This window comes from Streptomyces sp. NPDC048278 (genome assembly GCF_040652195.1).
Lineage (GTDB): Bacteria > Actinomycetota > Actinomycetes > Streptomycetales > Streptomycetaceae > Streptomyces.
The window spans coordinates 71,911-87,859 of the sequence record NZ_JBEZLP010000009.1 but is presented as its reverse complement, the minus strand read 5'-3'; the positions used below and the strand labels follow the sequence as shown (position 1 = coordinate 87,859).

Sequence of the window (15,949 nt, the reverse complement as noted above, 5' to 3'; positions counted from 1 at the left end):
CCACAGCAAAGGTCAGCGAACGCCGATGACAACCGAGGCCCGGCACAAGGGGCGCAAGCCCGCGCAGATCGTGGACATGTCCTGGGATCCGATCACCCGGATCATCGGAAACCTGGGCATCTACACGAAGATCGACTTCGCCAACAAGGAGGTGGTGGAGTGCCACAGCACCTCCTCCCTCTTCCGCGGCTACTCCGTCTTCATGAAGGGGAAGGACCCGCGCGACGCCGGGTTCATCACCTCGCGCATCTGCGGCATCTGCGGCGACAACCACACCACCTGCTCCGACTACGCCCAGCAGATGGCGTACGGCGTGAAACCGCCGCCGCTGGCCGAGCACATCGTCAACCTCGGCGAAGCGGCCGAGTACATGTTCGACCACACGATCTTCCAGGACAACCTGGTCTTCGTGGACTTCTGCGAGCAGATGGTCAAGGCCACCAACCCGAGCGTCCTGGCCCGCGCGCAGAAGACCACGGCGCCGCGCGGTGACATCCACGGCTACCGGACCATCGCGGACATCATGAAGGCCTTCAACCCCTTCGAGGGCGAGGTCTACAAGGAGGCCCTGAAGGTCTCCCGGACCACCCGGGAGATGTTCTGCCTGATGGAGGGCCGCCATGTGCACCCCTCCACGCTGTATCCGGGCGGTGTCGGCACCATGCCGTCGCCGACCGCGTTCACCGACTACCTCAGCCGGCTGATGCACGTCATCGACTTCGTGAAGAAGGCCGTCGCCATGAACGACGACGTCTTCGACTTCTTCTACGAAGCGCTGCCCGGCTACGAGGAAGTGGGCAAACGCCGCATCCTCCTTGGCTGTTGGGGCGCCTGGCAGGACCCGAAGGTGGTCGACTACAAGTACGAGAACATGAACCGCTGGGGCAAGGCGATGTACGTCACCCCCGGCATTGTGGTCGACGGCCAGCTGGTCACCAACAACCTGGTCGACATCAACCTCGGCCTGCGGATCATGCTGGGCTCCTCGTTCTACGAGGACTGGGTCAACGAGGACCCCTTCGTCACCCACGACCCGCTCGGCAACCCCGTCGACATGCGCCACCCGTGGAACCAGACCACCCTCCCGGTGCCGCAGAAGCGGGACTTCGAGGGCAACTACAGCTGGGTGATGAGCCCCCGCTGGTACGACCAGCGCACCGGCGACCACCTGGCCCTGGACACCGGCGGCGGCCCGCTGGCCCGGCTCTGGTCGACCGCGCTCAGCGGCATCGTCGACACGCCGTACATCAAGGCCACCGGACACAGCGTGCGGATCTCGCTGCCCAAGGGCGAGTCGCTGCCGGAGACCACCCTGGAGTGGAAGATCCCGAAGTGGTCCAACACCCTCGAACGGGACCGCGCCCGGCCGTACTTCGTCGCCTACGCGGCGGCGATGGCCCTGCAGTTCCTGGACGAGGCGATGGGTCTGGTGCGGTCCGGCGACACCAAGGTGTTCGAGGACTTCGAGGTGCCGGACGAGGCGATCGGCTGCGGCTTCCACGAGGCCGTGCGCGGGGTCCTCTCGCACCACCTGGTGATCAAGGACAAGAAGATCGCCAACTACCACCCGTACCCGCCGACCCCGTGGAACGCCAGCCCGCGTGACAAGTTCGGCACCCCGGGCCCGTACGAGGACGCCGTCATGGGCCAGCCGATCTTCGAGGAGAACGGCCCGGACGACTTCAAGGGCGTCGACATCATGCGCACGGTCCGCAGCTTCGACCCCTGTCTGCCGTGCGGCGTCCACATGTACACGGGCAAGGGCAAGACCCTGACGGTCACGCACTCGCCGACGTACGGGGCGAACCATGGCTGACGCGCGGCTCGACGGCCCGGCGGTCGAGTCCCGGCTGGCCCGGCTCGACGGCCTGCTGGAGAGCCTGGAGTCCGCGCCGGGACCGATCGGCGGCTCGGCCGTCGAGGCGGTACGGCTGCTGACCGAGGTCTACGGCGAGGCGCTCGCCCGCGTCCTCGACCATGCCGACCCCCCGCTGGCCGAGCGGCTCGCCGAAGACGAGCTGCTCGACCACCTCATGGTCCTGCACGACATCCACCCCGACCCGCCCGAGCGCCGGGCCGCCCGCGCGGTCGAGCGGCTGCGCCCCGCCGTCCGGGAGCGCGGCGGCGACGTCGAGTGGGCCGGGGTGGAGGGCGAGGTCGGCCGGGTGCGGCTCGCCAAGGGCGGCGGTTGCGGTTCGGGGTGCGGCGGAGGTACCACGGAGGTGACCGACGCCGTCCGGGAGGCGGTGCTCGCCGCAGCGCCCGAGCTGGCCGACGTGCAGCCGGTGCCCGAGGCCCCGGCGCCCGCCTTCGTCCCCCTGGACTCCCTGCGCCGGCCACAGGAGACCCGGTGACCACCCGGACACCGCCAGACGGAGCGCTGGCCCGCCTCATCCGTTCCTCGGCCGACCGGCAGCCGGCGGCCGGGGCGGAGGTGTGCGACCTGTGCGCCGAGCCGCTGTCCGAGGACCATGCGCACCTGTACGACACCGGGCAGGCCGAGGTCCGCTGTGCCTGCCGCGCCTGCTCGGTGCTGTTCGCCGGCACCCGGCAGGGCACCGGCGCGGGCGACGGCCACTTCCGGCTGATCCCCACCCGCCGGCTCCGCCTCCCGGAGGTCGACACCGCGGCCCTCGGGGTCCCGGTCGGCCTGGTCTTCTTCGTGCCGCGCGCCGACGGCACGGTCACCGCGGAGGGCCCGAGCCCGGCCGGGGCCATGCGCTGGGAGGTGGAGGCGGCGGCCTGGCAGCGGGCGGTCGCCGGCTGCCCGCCGCTGGCCGGCATGACCCCCGACGTCGAGGCGCTGCTGGTCAACACGGTGCACGGCCTCGACCACCACTGGATCGTCCCGGTCGACGACTGCTTCCGCATGCTCGCCGTCGTCCGCCGGGAGTGGCGCGGCCTGTCCGGCGGCGGCCGGATGTGGCCGGCCGTGGAGCGCTTCTTCGAGGAGCTCACCGAGCGGCCCTGAGCCGGACGGCCTCGAGGAACGGCAACACAGGAAGGCTCAGGAAGGAGAACCCCATGGGCAGCATCAGAGTCGGCCGCGCCCAGGCGAGGCCCGACACGCCGTCCCACGTGCCCGGCATGCACCAGGGCAACAGGGGCCCCTACACGAAGCAGACAGGACACCACCCGGACGGCACCGCCGACGCGCGCCGCTCGACCAACATCCACTGGAAGCGGCACGACGCCCTGCTGGACGTCATGCCGAACATCCCGCCCGCGTGACACCGAACAGGGAGTGCCCGCTGTGAAGATGCAACGCAAGAGAACCGGAACGGCGGCCCAGCGCGTGCTGACCGCCGAGGTCGCCGTGGTGGGCGCGCTGCTGCTGGCGCTGTTCGTCACCGAGATCCCCAGCATGATGCGCGAGATGAGGATCTGGCGGATCGCCGGCGGACTGCGCGCCGGTCACCGGTATCCGTGAGCCGGTCGTGCACGAACTGTCGATCGCGACGGCGATCGTGGAGCAGGCCGACGAGTGGGCCCGGGCGGACGGCGCGGACACCGTCGCCGCGGTGACCGTCCGGGTCGGCGAACTGTCCGGGGTCGTCCCCGACGCCCTGGACTTCGCCTTCGAGGTGGCGCGCGAGGGCACCGTCCTCGCCGCCGCCCGGCTCGTCGTCGAGCAGGTGACCGCACAGGCCTGGTGCGGGCCGTGCGCCGAGGAGTTCGCGGTGGGCATGCCGCCGTTCTTCTGGTGCCCGCGCTGCGACCGGCCCTCCACCGACCTGCGCAGCGGCCGGGAGCTGGAGATCACCGCGGTCGAGTGACCCCGCCGGTGCCCGGGACGGTCCGGGCACCGGCGGAGTCACGCCCTGGCGTCGAGCGGGAGCCGCCGTCAGCAGATGCGCGGCAGCTGCTCCCCGAGCGGGAGGTCGACGACCCGGGTGCCGCCGAGTCCGGTCGCCACCACGACCATGCCGGGGTGTTCGGTCACGCACTCCCCGATCCGGGTGGCGCCGGCCCCCTGCGGGTGGGCGCGCATCGCCTCCAGCACCGCGTCGGCGTCCGTGGGCGGGACGAAGGCGACGAGCCTGCCCTCGTTGGCGACGTAGAGCGGGTCCAGGCCGAGGAAACCGCAGGCGTTGGCCACCGCGTCCGGTACCGGCAGGGCGCGCTCGGCGAGCCGTACGCCCGTTCCCGAGGCGCGGGCGATCTCGTTCAGGGAGGCGGCCAGGCCGCCGCGGGTCGGGTCGCGCAGGACATGGACGTCGGGGGTGACGTCCAGCATGGTCGCGACCAGGTCGGCCAGCGGCGCGGTGTCGCTGGCGATCTCGACGCCGAACTCAAGGCCCTCGCGGACGCTGAGCACGGCCACGCCGTGCAGGCCGATCGGTCCGCTGACGATGACGGCGTCGCCGGGCCGGGCCCGCTGCGGCCGGATGTCGACGCGCTCGGGAACGAGCCCGACGCCTGCGGTGGTGACGTACACCCCGTCGCCGTGGCCGCTCTCCACCACCTTGGTGTCGCCGGTGGCGATGGTGACGCCGGCCGTCTCGGCCGCCGCGCCCATGGCCCGCGCGATGCGTTCGACGACGGCCAGCTCGACGCCCTCCTCCAGGACGAAGGCGGCCGAGAGGTAGGCGGGCCGGGCACCGCTCATCGCCAGGTCGTTGACGGTGCCGTTGACGGCGAGGTCGCCGAGGCAGCCGCCGGGGAAGAACAGCGGCCGTACGACGTAGGAGTCGGTGGAGAGGGCGAGGCGGGCGCCGCCGAGGTGGAGGACGGCGGAGTCGGTCATCCCGGCGAGCAGGGCGTTGCCGTAGGCGGGGACGAAGATCTGCTCGATCAGTTCGGCGGAGAGGGCGCCGCCTCCGCCGTGGCCCATGACCACGACCGGCTGGTCGCGGATCGGCGCCGGGCAGCTCCAGTTCGCGGGGTCGACGACGGTCTGCTCAGCCAACGGGGTTCATCTCCTCGCGCGGGAGCGCCGGTTCGGACATCCGGCGGTAGAGGTAGTAGGCGGCGCAGGCGCCCTCGCTGGAGACCATGGTGGCGCCGAGCGGGGTGCGCGGGGTGCAGGTGGTGCCGAAGGCCGCGCAGTCGGTGGGCTTGATGAGCCCTTGCAGGACCTCGCCGGCGCGGCACTCGGCGGGTTCCTCGGTGCGGATGCCGGTGACGTCGAAGCGGTGCTCGGCGTCGAAGTCCCGGTAGGCCTCGCTCAGTCGCCAGCCGCTGCCGGGGATGCGTCCGATGCCGCGCCAGTTCCGGTCGGTGACCTCGAAGACCTCCTCGATCATGCGGATCGCGGCCGGGTTGCCGTCGGCGCGCACGGCACGGGCGTAGGCGTTCTCCACCCGGTGCTCGCCGCGCTCCAGCTGGGCCACCGTGCGGCGGATGCCCTCCAGGATGTCGAGCGGTTCGAAGCCGGTGACGACGACGGGGACCCGGTGGCGTTCGGCGAGTGCGGGGTACTCCGCCATGCCCATCACGCTGCACACGTGCCCGGCGGCCAGGAAGCCCTGCACCCGGCAGGCGGGGGCGGTCATGATGGCCTCGATGGCCGGGGGGACCCGGACGTGGGAGACCAGGAGGGTGAAGTTGGTCAGGCCGAGGCGCTTGGCCTGGTGGACGGCCATGGCGTTGGCGGGGGCGGTGGTCTCGAAGCCGATGGCGAAGAACACCACCTGCTTGTCCGGGTGGCGGCGGGCGAGCTGGAGCGCGTCGAGCGGCGAGTAGACCACGCGGACGTCACCGCCCCCGCCCTTGACCCGGAACAGGTCCCGGTCGGTGCCGGGGACGCGGAGCATGTCGCCGAACGAGCAGAAGACCACGTCGGGCCGGGCGGCGATCTCCAGTGCCTTGTCGATGCACTCCAGCGGGGTCACACAGACCGGGCAGCCCGGCCCGTGGATCAACTCGACCTCTTCCGGGAGGAGTTGATCGATGCCGTGCCGGATGATGGAGTGTGTCTGGCCGCCGCACACCTCCATCAGCGCCCAGGGCCGGGTGACGGTGGCCCGGATCTCGTCGAGGAGCCGGCGGGCCAGCTTGGGGTCGTTGAACTCGTCGAGGTACTTCACCGGGCCTCGCCCCCCGCGGACTCCGGAGCGGCCTGCCGGGCCGCCTGCTGCCAGGCGTCGCCGAACTCCTCCTCCAGGAGCCCCAGTTCCTCGAAGAGCTTGAGGGAGGCCAGGGCCGACTCCTCGTCAAGTCGTTGCAGGGCGAAGCCCACATGGACGATGACGTACTCGCCGACCTCGACGTCCGACACGTACTCCAGGCACGCCTGCTTCTGCACCCCGCCGAAGTCGATCAGGCCGGTGAGCGGATCGGCGGTGTCGTCGATGCTCACGACTCTTCCGGGCACTGCCAAACACATGGGTCACTCCGTCTCGTCGCTGACTGCCTTGCGTCGGTCGTCGTCGGGTCGCGGGCCGTGGGCGGCGACCACCAGTTGCCCGAGGGCCAGTCCGCCGTCGTTCGGCGGGACTTCGCCGTGCCGCAGGACCGTGAATCCGGCGCCGTGCAGCAGCTGCGTGCTCGCGTCCTCGAGGAGGGCGTTGGCGAACACGCCTCCGGTGAGGGCGACGGTGGTCACTCCGGTGGCCCGGCGCGCTCCGCCGCACAGGTCGAGGACGGCCCGGGCGACCCCGCGGTGGAAGCGGGCCGCGATCACCGGTGCCGGGGTGCCACGCCGCAGGTCGGCGATGATCGCGCGCAGCGCGGGGGCCGGGTCGAAGCGGTCGCCGAAGGGGTACGCGGCCGTCTCCGCACCCCAGGCCGCACAGGCCTGCGCCTCCAGTTCCAGGGCGGCCTGGGCCTCGTACCCGGCGCGGTGGCACACGCCCGCGAGGGAGGAGACGGCGTCGAAGAGCCGCCCCATGCTGGAGGTGGCCACGCAGCCGACCTGGCTCGGCAACTGCCGTTCCAGCAGGCGGAGTTCCTCGCGGGAGCAGGCGGCGACGCTGGGCAGGTCGGGGTCCCGGGGCAGGCCTGCCGCCCACAGCCGGGCCACCGCCGTGCGGCACGGGTTGGCGACGCCCGCGTCCCCGCCGGGCAGCGGTGCCGGGGCGAGATGGGCGAGGCGCCGGAAGCCGGTGTAGTCGGCGAGGAGCACCTCGCCGCCCCAGACGGTGCCGTCGTCGCCGTAGCCGGTGCCGTCGAAGGCGACGCCGATGACGGGTGCGGTCCCGTCGAGCCCTGCCTCGGCCATGGCGGCGGCGATGTGGGCATGGTGGTGCTGGACGAACACCGGTCTGCCGAGCGCGAGCCGGGTGGCGCGGCGGCGGGCCCAGGCGGCCGAGTGGTAGCCCGGGTGGCGGTCGGCGGCGACGGTCTCGGGGTGGATCCCGGTCAGCCGGCGCATGTGCCGTTCCGCCCGGACGGCCGCCTCCAGGGTGGCCAGGTCGCCCATGTCGCCGATGTGCGGCCCGAACCAGGCCAGGTCGCCCTCGCCGACGCACAGCGCGTTCTTGAGGTCGCCGCCCACCGCGAGCGCGGGCCGTACCGGGACCGGCAGGCGCAGCGGGCACGGCGCGTAGCCGCGGGAGCGACGCAGGACCTGTTCGGTGCCGTCGGCGCGGACCCGCAGCAGGGAGTCGTCGCAGGGCGAGGCGATGGGCCGGTCGTGCGCGAGCCAGGCGTCGGCCAGGCCGAACAGCCGGGTCAGCGCCTCGTCGTCGTCCGTGACGATGGGCTCGCCCGAGCGGTTGCCGCTGGTCATGACCAGGACGCGGGGGCCGGGCGGGTCGCCGGGGAGGCCGAACAGGAGGGTGTGGACGGGTGTGTAGGGCAGCATGACGCCGAGGTGCGGGCTGCCGGGGCAGACGCCGGGGGCGAGCCGGCCGGCGGGGCGGGGGCGGAGCAGGACGATGGGGCGCCGGGGGCCGGTGAGCGCGGCCCGCCCGGCCGTCCCGACCTCGGCGATCCGCTCGGCCTCGGCGAGGTCGGCGCACATCACCGCGAACGGCTTGTCGCCGCGCGCCTTGCGGGTGCGCAGGGTGTCCACGGCGCGGGCCGCGGAGGCGTCGCAGGCCAGGTGGTAGCCGCCGATGCCCTTCACGGCGACGATCCGCCCGGCGGCGAGCAGTTCTCGCGCCCGTGACAGGGCGTCACCGTCGCGAGCGGCTCTCACCCCGCTGCCGGCGGCGGGCACCAGCCGCAGCCGGGGACCGCACTCCGGGCAGGCCACCGGCTGGGCGTGGAAGCGGCGGTCGGCCGGGGCGTCGTACTCCCGGGTGCAGGCGGGGCACAGGGGGAAGCCGGACATGGTGGTGACCGCGCGGTCGTAGGGCATGCCGGTGGCGATGGTGAAGCGGGGTCCGCAGTGGGTGCAGGTGATGAAGGGGTGGCGGTGTCGGCGGTCGGCCGGATCGGCCAGTTCGCGCAGGCAGTCGGCGCAGGTGGTGGTGTCGGGCGGGAGGAGGGTGCGGCCGGGGGCCGACTGCTCGGTGGCGCGGATGGTGAAGCCGGGGTCCGCGCCGGTGGCCGGTACCTCCTCGACGGCCACGGCGGTCACGGTGGCCAGCGGCGGCGGCTCGGCGGCGAGCCGCGCGCAGAACCGTTCGACGCCGGACGCCGTTCCCTCGACCTCGATGAGCACCCCGTTCTGCGTGTTGCCGACGAACCCGGTGAGCGCCAAGTCGGCGGCCAGCCGGTGGACGTAGGGGCGGAAGCCCACGCCCTGCACGGTCCCGCGCACCGTGACGCGCCGGCGGACGGCCGTCGTCGTGGTGGGCGCCGTCACGAGGCGGTCGGGGCGTGGACGTGGCCGTGCGGGTGCGGGGCGAGCGGCGGACGGTGCGCCGGGGCGCCGTCCCGTACGGCGAGCACCCGGTCGAGGACGGTGTCGACGCCCTCGCCGGTGCGGGCGCAGGAGCGCACGATCTCCACCCCGGGGTTGACCCTCCGCACGTGCTCGGCGAAGGCGGTCCCGTCGAAGCCGGCCGGTCCGGCGAGGTCGGTCTTGGTGAGCACGACCAGGTGCGCGGAGCCGAAGGCGGTGGGGTACTTTGCGGGCTTGTCCTCGCCCTCGGTGACCGCCATCAGCACGATCCGCAGGTGCTCGCCGAGGTCGTAGGAGGCCGGGCAGACCAGGTTGCCGACGTTCTCCACGAAGAGCAGCGCGGTGTCCGGCGGCAGCCAGCCCTCCAGGTGGCCGCGGACCTGCCGGGCCTCCAGGTGGCACAGCCCGTCGGTGAGCAGCTGCTTCACCGGCGCCCCGGAACGGGCCAGGCGTTTCGCGTCGTTCTCGGTGGCGAGGTCGGCGGTGAACGCGGCGACGGGGACGCCCCGCTCACCCGCCCGGGCCAGCACCCGGCCGAGCAGTTCGGTCTTGCCGCTGCCGGGGCTGGAGAGCAGGTTCACCACGCCGACGCCGCGCGCGGCCAGGTCGCCGCGCAGACTGGCGGCCAGGCCGTCGTTCCTGGCCAGGACGGCCCGGGTGACCTCCTCCGACTGACACATGAATGCTCCGCTCCTCGGTGGTGGCGCTCGGGAGGGACCTGCGGAGCGGGTGGGTCCGCTTCCTGGTCCGGCGAGCGCTTCGCTGGTTGTGCCGTTCGTCTGCCGCGGGCCGGCGGGGGCTGGTCCCTCCCCCTCGTTCCCGGCTTCGCCCGAACCCGGGGGGGACCGCCATCGCGGCGGAGCCGCATGCCGGATACCGCCCCGCGCCCCGGACGGGGCGCGGGTCCGCCGCCGACTCGGCCGGGGGCCCGCCCCCCACCTCCCCGCCCGCGGGGGCGGGGGGCGGGCGACCGGCCGCGGCGGGGGCCGCGGATTCCTCCGGGCGGTCCAACGCGGGCGTGGCCAGGGGATCCGCGAGCAGCGCCGGGACCAGGGTGTGCAGGGCGGCGACGGCCCGGCCGACCGCGTCGCGGACGGGTGCGCTCAGCCCGGGCGCGATGTCCTCGTCGCCGCGCGGCAGCTCCCCGGGCTCGCAGGCGAGCACGAGGACGCGGGGCAGGGCCTCCTCGCCGAGGTGGGCGGCGAGGGCGAGCACCTTCGCCGGGTCCATGCCGTGGGCCTCGGGCGGGGCCGCGGGGCGCCCGTCGGGGAGGTCGGGCTCGACGAGGGACAGGGTGCCGGGGCGTTCGCCGCGGACGGCCGCGTCCACGAGGACGACCGCCGCCCAGCCGTCGAGCAGGGTGTAGGCGAGGTCCATGCCCCGGATGCCGTAGTCCCGGACCTGCACCCCGGGCGGCAGCGGGCGCTGCTCCAGGGCGCGGACCACCTCCGGTCCGAAGGCGTCGTCGCCGAGGAAGATGTTGCCGACGCCCGCCACCAGCAGTCGGCTCATCGGGCACCGCCCGGGACCTTGCGCACGAAGTCGGAGCGCAGCGAGTGGTAGGCGGCCCCCGGGTCGAAGAACACGGCGTGCATCCGGGCGAGTTCGTCCCTCCGGTACGCGGCGAGCGGCCGTTCCTCCTCGTCGGCCCGGCGCGCCGCGGCCTTGGCGGCGATCCGGCGGCCGAGGTCCGGGGCGGTCGCGAGCTCGGCCGCAAGGCGCTCGACCTCGGCGGTGAACCCCTGCGCGGGGACCGGCAGCAGCCGGTCGACCAGCCCGGTGCGGGCGGCGGTCGCGGCGCTCACCGGCCGGGCCTGCTCCGTCAGCCGCCCGGCGGTGTCCGCGCCGACGCGGCGGGGCAGCGAGTACGTCCAGTACTCGGAGCCGTACAGGCCCATGAGCCGGTAGTGCGGGTTGAGGACGGCGCCGGACCTGCACCAGACCTCGTCGGCGGCGAGGGCGAGCATGGCCCCGCCGGCCGCCGCGTTCCCGCCGAGCGCGGCCACGACGAGCCGGTCGGTGGTCCGCAGCACGGCCTCGACCAGGTCGTCCATGGCGTCGAGGTTGGCCCGGGACTCCTCGGCGGGGTCCGGGGCGGCCTCGATGACGTTGAGGTGGATGCCGTTGGAGAAGAAGTCGCGCCGGCCGCCGAGCACCAGGACCCGGGTGGGCCGGGTGAGGGCGAACCGGTAGGCGGCGAGCAGGCGCCGGCAGTGGTCGGTGCTCATCGCGCCGCCGGGGAAGGAGAAGGCGACGAGGCCGACGTCGCCGTGCTGCCGGTAGCGGATGTCGGTCCAGGTGCGGCGGTCCGCGGGCAGTTCGAGCGGGGCGGGGTGCTCGGGGAGGTCCGGGGCGTCGAGGACGTCGGTGGCGGGGCGGCGGAAGGGGGACGGGTCGCCGGAGTTCCGGCGGGGGCGCAGCTCGGGGATCCAGACGGCGCCGTCGCGGGTGGCCCGGCAGACCGCGCCGGCCCGGGTGGCCAGCAGTTCGCCCGGCTCTCCGCGCAGCCGGTCCTCGGGGTGGCCGCCGTGCAGGAACAGCTCACGGCCGAGGAGTTCGTCCAGCACCCCCGGCTGCGAGTCGGCCCCGCGCAGCTTGCGCAGCACCGTGGCGGTGTCGTCGGCCGCCCAGTCGATCCGCCGCCGCTCCTGCCGGAAGGCGTCCCGCCAGACGATCCGGCCGCGGATCTCGGGATCGCTCTGCGGCCGGGGCTTGTACGAGCCGTCCGCGTACCGCCGTACGGCCCGGTGGACGGCGGTGAGGGCGGCGTCGGCGGCCTCGTTGCGGTAGAGGTCGCTCTTGCCGACCGGCGCGACCGGGAAGGTCTCGCTCGCCCAGACCGCGCCCGCGTCCATCGCCGCCTCGGCCTGGAGCACGGTCACCCCCCACTCGGCCGCCTGCCCGGCGACGGCCCAGTCGAGGGAGGCGGGGCCGCGGTCGCCGAGCGGTCCCGGATGGACGATCAGGCAGGTGTGCCGCTGCCAGACGTCCTCCGGGAGCGCCGTCTTCAGCATCGGCGCGACGACCAGCTCCGGGTGCCGTTCCCGTACGGCACGGCGGACTGCGTCGGGGCCCTGGCCGGCGAGGACGACGTCCACCCGGTGGCCGAGGTCGGACAGTTCGGCGTAGACCCGCTGGGACAGGCTGTTGAACGCGCTCGCGACGAGCAGAATGTCCATGGTGCGGCATATTCGCCGCTTCGGTGGCTCCCGGGAAGGACCCGTGCGGCGTTTCGCCCGCCGTCCTGCGCCGCTCGGCCCCGTTCAGGCGGCGGAACGGGAAACGGGGACCGTACGCGGGGCCCGCGGCGCGAAGATGGGTGCGCCCGTGTCGACCGATCCCTCCTTGGAGCGTGCCGCGTGACGTCGTCGGACCGTGTCTCCGAACGATTCGTGGAACTGCTGGACACCCGCCCGGAGATCCTGCGGGAGGCCGCGGCGGACTTCGGCCACCTGGTGTGCGCACCGCCGCTGGGTGTGCTGCGGCCCCGGTCGGCGGCCGGGGTCCGGGACGCGCTGGCGTATGCCGGGCCGCGCGGGATCCCGGTGGCGGCGCGGGCCGGCGGTCACTCGATGTACGGCCAGGGGCAGGCGCGCGGCGGGATCGTCCTCGACCTGGGCGGGCTGAGCGCGGTCGGGCCGGTGGCCGGGGACCGGGTGGAGGTGCAGGCCGGTGCGCTGTGGCGGGACGTGCTCGCGGCGACCCTGCCGTACGGGCTCGCGCCGCCCGTCCTCACCGACTACCTCGGGGCCGGCGTCGGCGGGGTGCTGAGCGTCGGCGGGCTGGGCGGCGCGAGCCACCGGCACGGCCTGGTCGCGGACTCGGTGCTGGAGCTGGAGGTGGTGACCGGCGCCGGCGAGCACCTGGTCTGCTCCCCGGACCGCCACGACGGCCTCTTCCACGCGGTCCTGGCCGGCCTGGGCCAGGTGGCCGTCGTCGTCCGGGCCACCCTGCGCCTGGTGCCGGCGCCCGCCCTGGTCCGCCGCCACTGCCTGTACTACCCGGACCTCGACGCCTACCTGGCCGACCAGCGCCTGCTGGCAACCGACGGGCGCTTCGCCTACCTCGAAGGCCAGGCCCGTCCCACCGAGGACACCGACGGCGACTGGACGTACATGGTGGAGGCGGTGGCCGCGCACGAAGGCACGGCCGCGCCCGACGACCGGACCCTCCTCGATGGCCTCTCCTTCGCCGCGTCCGAGACCGAGGACCTCGGTTACGCCGAGTTCGCGAACCGGGTCGCCACCGACGAGGAGGTGCTGCGCGCGACCGGCGAGTGGTTCCACCCGCACCCCTGGCTGAACCTGCTGCTCCCCGAGGACACCGCCGCGTCCGTCGTGACCGACGTCCTCGCCGACCCCGCCTTCCGCGACCTGCGCGAGAACGGCCTGGTCCTGCTCTACCCCCTGCTCACCCGCGCCCTGCGGGCCCCGCTGTTCCGCCGCCCGCCCGGCGAGGTCGTCCATCTCCTCGCCCTGCTGCGCACCGCCGCCCCGGGCACCGCCGACCCGATGGTGGCCGCCAACCGCAGGGCGTACGAGAACGCGCGGGCCAAGGGCGCGGTCGCCTATCCGGCCAACGCGCTGCCGATGTCCCCCGGTGACTGGCGGGAGCACTACGGCAGCCGCTGGAGCGACCTGGCCGGGGCGAAGGGCCGCCACGACCCGCACGGTGTCCTGGGCCGGGGGCACGGCATGGGGTGGTGAACAGTGTCGCGGGAAATTCGGTGCGCCGGGGTGTCGATCGCGCGGGGTGCCGTTCGTCGGTGGGGTGCAGGAAGTTCTTGAGGACCGGGAGGAACCATGAAGTACATGCTGCTGGTCTGCGGCGACGACACCGCTGACGCGTCCGGGATGGCACCGGTCGAACCCTGGGTGGAGGAGCACGGCGTCCGCCGCGGCGACCGGTTGTACGGCCACCGGCTGCAGCTGCCGGACCGGGCCGTCACCGTGCGGGTGCGGGACGGCGAGGTGCTGCGGACCGACGGGCCGTTCGCGGAGACGAAGGAGTACGTGGCCGGGTTCGACGTCGTCGACTGCGACAGCCTGGAGGCGGCCGTGCGGATCGCCGCCGCGCATCCCGTCGCCACCATCGGGGCCATGGAGGTGCGCCCGTTCTGGGACGAGGGGCTGACGGAGGACGCGGAGACGGCCGTCCGCCGTCTCGACGCCGAACTGACCGGGGCCGCCCGCGACCGGGACGTCGACCGGCTGACGGCCTGCTACGCGCCCGACGTGGAGGCCTTCGGGCTGACCGGTGCGGAGGTGCGGTCGGGGATCGGCGCGCTGCGCAAGGCGGCCGAGGCGTGGTTCGCGACGCTGACCGGGCCCGTCCACCGCGAGGTGCTCGAACTCCGCGTGCGTCCCGGGGAGGGCAGCACCTTCAGCCATGCCCTGGTCCGGTTCCACGGCACCCGGGTGACCGGGGAGCCCCTGGACCGGGTGGTGCGGGTGACCACCGGCTACCGGGACACCGGTTTCAGCTGGCTGATCGCGCACGAACACGTCTCGGTGCCCCTGGAGGCGGAGCGGTCATGAAGTACGTCCTGTTCATCTGCACCCCCGTCGGCGGCACGGAGCTGAGCCCGGCCGAGATCGCCGAGGACCCGCGGTTCACCTCGTACATCCAGGAGGTGCGCGGCCGTGACGTCGTCAGGGGCGGTGCCCGGCTGCGGCCCGGGACCGACGCGACCACCGTACGGGTCCAGGGCGACGAAGTCCTGCTCAGCGACGGGCCGTTCGCCGAGACCAAGGAGTACATCGCGGGCTTCGACGTCATCGAGGTCGCCGACCTCGACGAGGCGATCGCGCTGGCCTCCCGGCACCCCGCGGCGCTCGCCGGCGGCTCGGTAGAGGTCCGGCCGGTCTGGGAGTGAACGCCACGGACGAGGTCGAGGCGGCCGTCGCCGCCGCGTTCCGCGAGGAGTGGGCCCAGGTCGTCGCCACCCTGATCCGGGTGACCGGCGACTGGGACCTCGCCGAGGAGTGCGCGCAGGACGCCTTCGCCCAGGCACTGGAACGGTGGCGGCGCGACGGAGTGCCGGGCCGCCCCGGCGCCTGGCTGACCACGACCGCCCGCAACCGCGCCCTGGACGTCCTGCGCAGGGAGGCGGTGGGGGCCAGGAAGCTGCGGGAGGCGGCGGTGCCGGCACGGGACGGGGAACTGTACGACCCGTTCGACCCGGACGACCCCTACGGTCCGTACGGCCCGTTCGGCGAGGGGCACGGCAGCGGGGTGGCGGACGACCGGCTGCGGCTGCTGTTCACCTGCTGCCATCCGGCGCTGCCGATCGAGGCCCGGGTCGCGCTGACCCTGCGCACCCTCGCCGGGCTGACCACGCCCGAGATCGCGCGCGCCTTCCTCGTCCCCGAGGCGACGATGGCGCAGCGGCTGGTGCGGGCCAAGCGGAAGATCCGCAACGCCGGCATCCCGTACCGGGTGCCGCCCGCGCACCTGCTGCCGGAGCGCACGACAGGTGTGCTCGGCGTGCTGTACCTGCTGTTCAACGAGGGGTACGCGGCCACGGCCGGCGCCGACCTGATGCGGACCGGCCTGTGCGCCGAGGCGATCCGGCTGGCCCGGCTGCTCGCCCGCCTGATGCCCGACGAACCGGAGGTCGTCGGGCTGCTCGCGCTTCTGCTGCTGCACGACGCCCGCCGGTACACCCGGGTGGACGCGGCCGGCGACCTGGTCACCCTGGAGGACCAGGACCGCACGGCCTGGGACCGCGCCGAGATCGACGAGGGCACCGCGCTCCTGGACGGCGCGCTGCGCCGGGGCCGCCCCGGCCCGTACCAGATCCAGGCCGCCGTCGCCGCCTGCCACACCACCGCGCCGACCGCCGCCGACACCGACTGGGCCGACATCGCCGGCCTCTACGGCGAACTCCAGCGGTACGTCCCCTCGCCCGTGGTCCGGCTGAACCGCGCGGTCGCCGTGGGCATGGCCGAGGGCGCGGCGGCGGGGCTCGCCCTGGTGGCCGAGCTGGAGGCGGAGGACGACCTGACCGGTTATCACCTGCTGCCCGCGACCCGGGCCGACCTGCTGCGCCGCATGGGGCGTACCCGGGAGGCGGCCGAATCGTACGCGCGGGCGCTGGAGCTGGCGGAGAACGCGGCGGAGCGCAGGTTCCTCGCGAAGCGCCTGGCTCAGTGCCGGTCGGCATAGCCGTTCGGGGGTTCGCCCGAGGTTCCGGACGGGGGCTGGCACCACACC

The 15,949-nt window shown here is 74.1% G+C and carries 16 protein-coding genes and 1 pseudogene; 10 read left to right on the top strand and 7 right to left on the bottom strand.

The window, feature by feature from the left end; translation table 11 throughout:
* The first annotated feature begins 25 nt into the window (after positions 1-25).
* Genes AB0D74_RS18095 through hypA form a run of 6 tightly spaced genes read left to right on the top strand, consistent with a single transcriptional unit; the run spans position 26 to position 3,776 of the window.
* On the top strand, positions 26-1,816 hold the full coding sequence (locus AB0D74_RS18095) for a nickel-dependent hydrogenase large subunit (protein ID WP_362587097.1): 1,791 nt from the start codon (positions 26-28) through the stop codon (positions 1,814-1,816).
* A complete protein-coding gene (locus AB0D74_RS18090; RefSeq protein WP_362587094.1) occupies positions 1,809-2,354 on the top strand; it encodes a NifU family protein in 546 nt (181 codons plus the stop codon). Before AB0D74_RS18095 ends, AB0D74_RS18090 begins: the two co-directional genes overlap by 8 nt.
* Positions 2,351-2,971, top strand: coding sequence for a DUF5947 family protein (locus AB0D74_RS18085; protein ID WP_362587091.1), 621 nt, complete (start codon positions 2,351-2,353; stop codon positions 2,969-2,971). Before AB0D74_RS18090 ends, AB0D74_RS18085 begins: the two co-directional genes overlap by 4 nt.
* A 53-nt stretch (positions 2,972-3,024) precedes the next feature.
* Positions 3,025-3,231, top strand: a complete 207-nt coding sequence (locus AB0D74_RS18080) for a hypothetical protein (RefSeq protein WP_362587088.1) — start codon at positions 3,025-3,027, stop codon at positions 3,229-3,231.
* 28 nt (positions 3,232-3,259) lie between these two features.
* On the top strand, positions 3,260-3,430 hold the full coding sequence (locus tag AB0D74_RS18075) for a hypothetical protein (RefSeq protein WP_362587085.1): 171 nt from the start codon (positions 3,260-3,262) through the stop codon (positions 3,428-3,430).
* 7 nt (positions 3,431-3,437) lie between these two features.
* The gene (gene hypA / locus AB0D74_RS18070) at positions 3,438-3,776 is read left to right on the top strand and encodes a hydrogenase maturation nickel metallochaperone HypA (RefSeq protein WP_362587082.1); all 339 of its coding nucleotides are present in this window, start codon (positions 3,438-3,440) and stop codon (positions 3,774-3,776) included.
* Positions 3,777-3,844: 68 nt separating this feature from the next.
* Here the strand turns inward: hypA and hypE are convergent, their stop codons facing one another.
* From hypE to AB0D74_RS18035, 7 genes and pseudogenes are all read right to left on the bottom strand, one after another.
* Entirely contained in the window at positions 3,845-4,834 is a 990-nt protein-coding gene (hypE, locus tag AB0D74_RS18065; protein ID WP_362587607.1) for a hydrogenase expression/formation protein HypE, read from the bottom strand.
* 67 nt (positions 4,835-4,901) lie between these two features.
* Positions 4,902-6,029, bottom strand: a complete 1,128-nt coding sequence (gene hypD / locus AB0D74_RS18060; protein ID WP_362587079.1) for a hydrogenase formation protein HypD — start codon at positions 6,027-6,029, stop codon at positions 4,902-4,904.
* Positions 6,026-6,328, bottom strand: a complete 303-nt coding sequence (locus AB0D74_RS18055; protein ID WP_362587076.1) for a HypC/HybG/HupF family hydrogenase formation chaperone — start codon at positions 6,326-6,328, stop codon at positions 6,026-6,028. Before AB0D74_RS18055 ends, hypD begins: the two co-directional genes overlap by 4 nt.
* Before the next feature lie 3 nt (positions 6,329-6,331).
* Complete coding sequence (hypF, locus tag AB0D74_RS18050) at positions 6,332-8,695, bottom strand: carbamoyltransferase HypF (RefSeq protein ID WP_362587073.1); 2,364 nt, start codon at positions 8,693-8,695, stop codon at positions 6,332-6,334.
* Positions 8,692-9,414 carry a hydrogenase nickel incorporation protein HypB gene (hypB, locus tag AB0D74_RS18045; protein ID WP_362587070.1) on the bottom strand — a complete coding sequence of 241 codons (723 nt, stop codon included), beginning with the start codon at positions 9,412-9,414 and terminating at the stop codon, positions 8,692-8,694. The genes hypF and hypB overlap by 4 nt, the downstream gene beginning before the upstream one ends.
* 301 nt (positions 9,415-9,715) lie before the next feature.
* A pseudogene (locus AB0D74_RS18040) lies at positions 9,716-10,246 on the bottom strand (hydrogenase maturation protease); the annotation flags it as partial.
* Positions 10,243-11,913: an enoyl-CoA hydratase-related protein gene (locus AB0D74_RS18035; RefSeq protein WP_362587067.1), complete on the bottom strand. Its 1,671-nt coding sequence runs from the start codon at positions 11,911-11,913 to the stop codon at positions 10,243-10,245. The gene AB0D74_RS18035 and the pseudogene AB0D74_RS18040, both read right to left, overlap by 4 nt.
* 180 nt (positions 11,914-12,093) lie before the next feature.
* On the opposite strand from AB0D74_RS18035, the gene AB0D74_RS18030 reads away from it, so the two are divergent.
* From AB0D74_RS18030 to AB0D74_RS18015, 4 genes are all read left to right on the top strand, one after another.
* Entirely contained in the window at positions 12,094-13,440 is a 1,347-nt protein-coding gene (locus AB0D74_RS18030; RefSeq protein WP_362587064.1) for an FAD-binding protein, read from the top strand.
* Positions 13,441-13,536: 96 nt separating this feature from the next.
* Complete coding sequence (locus tag AB0D74_RS18025; protein ID WP_362587061.1) at positions 13,537-14,271, top strand: nuclear transport factor 2 family protein; 735 nt, start codon at positions 13,537-13,539, stop codon at positions 14,269-14,271.
* Positions 14,268-14,609, top strand: coding sequence for a YciI family protein (locus AB0D74_RS18020; protein ID WP_362587058.1), 342 nt, complete (start codon positions 14,268-14,270; stop codon positions 14,607-14,609). Before AB0D74_RS18025 ends, AB0D74_RS18020 begins: the two co-directional genes overlap by 4 nt.
* Complete coding sequence (locus tag AB0D74_RS18015) at positions 14,606-15,901, top strand: RNA polymerase sigma factor (RefSeq protein WP_362587055.1); 1,296 nt, start codon at positions 14,606-14,608, stop codon at positions 15,899-15,901. The genes AB0D74_RS18020 and AB0D74_RS18015 overlap by 4 nt, the downstream gene beginning before the upstream one ends.
* Positions 15,902-15,949: the final 48 nt, after the last annotated feature.

Coding starts and splice junctions, on each gene's coding strand:
- hypB (WP_362587070.1), bottom strand. CDS start 9,414: ATGTGTCAGTCGGAGGAGGTCACCCGGGCCGTCCTGGCCAGGAACGAC.
- AB0D74_RS18055 (WP_362587076.1), bottom strand. CDS start 6,328: ATGTGTTTGGCAGTGCCCGGAAGAGTCGTGAGCATCGACGACACCGCC.
- AB0D74_RS18075 (WP_362587085.1), top strand. CDS start 3,260: ATGCAACGCAAGAGAACCGGAACGGCGGCCCAGCGCGTGCTGACCGCC.
- hypE (WP_362587607.1), bottom strand. CDS start 4,834: ATGGGCCACGGCGGAGGCGGCGCCCTCTCCGCCGAACTGATCGAGCAG.
- AB0D74_RS18025 (WP_362587061.1), top strand. CDS start 13,537: ATGAAGTACATGCTGCTGGTCTGCGGCGACGACACCGCTGACGCGTCC.
- AB0D74_RS18080 (WP_362587088.1), top strand. CDS start 3,025: ATGGGCAGCATCAGAGTCGGCCGCGCCCAGGCGAGGCCCGACACGCCG.
- AB0D74_RS18035 (WP_362587067.1), bottom strand. CDS start 11,913: ATGGACATTCTGCTCGTCGCGAGCGCGTTCAACAGCCTGTCCCAGCGG.
- AB0D74_RS18020 (WP_362587058.1), top strand. CDS start 14,268: ATGAAGTACGTCCTGTTCATCTGCACCCCCGTCGGCGGCACGGAGCTG.
- AB0D74_RS18095 (WP_362587097.1), top strand. CDS start 26: ATGACAACCGAGGCCCGGCACAAGGGGCGCAAGCCCGCGCAGATCGTG.
- AB0D74_RS18090 (WP_362587094.1), top strand. CDS start 1,809: ATGGCTGACGCGCGGCTCGACGGCCCGGCGGTCGAGTCCCGGCTGGCC.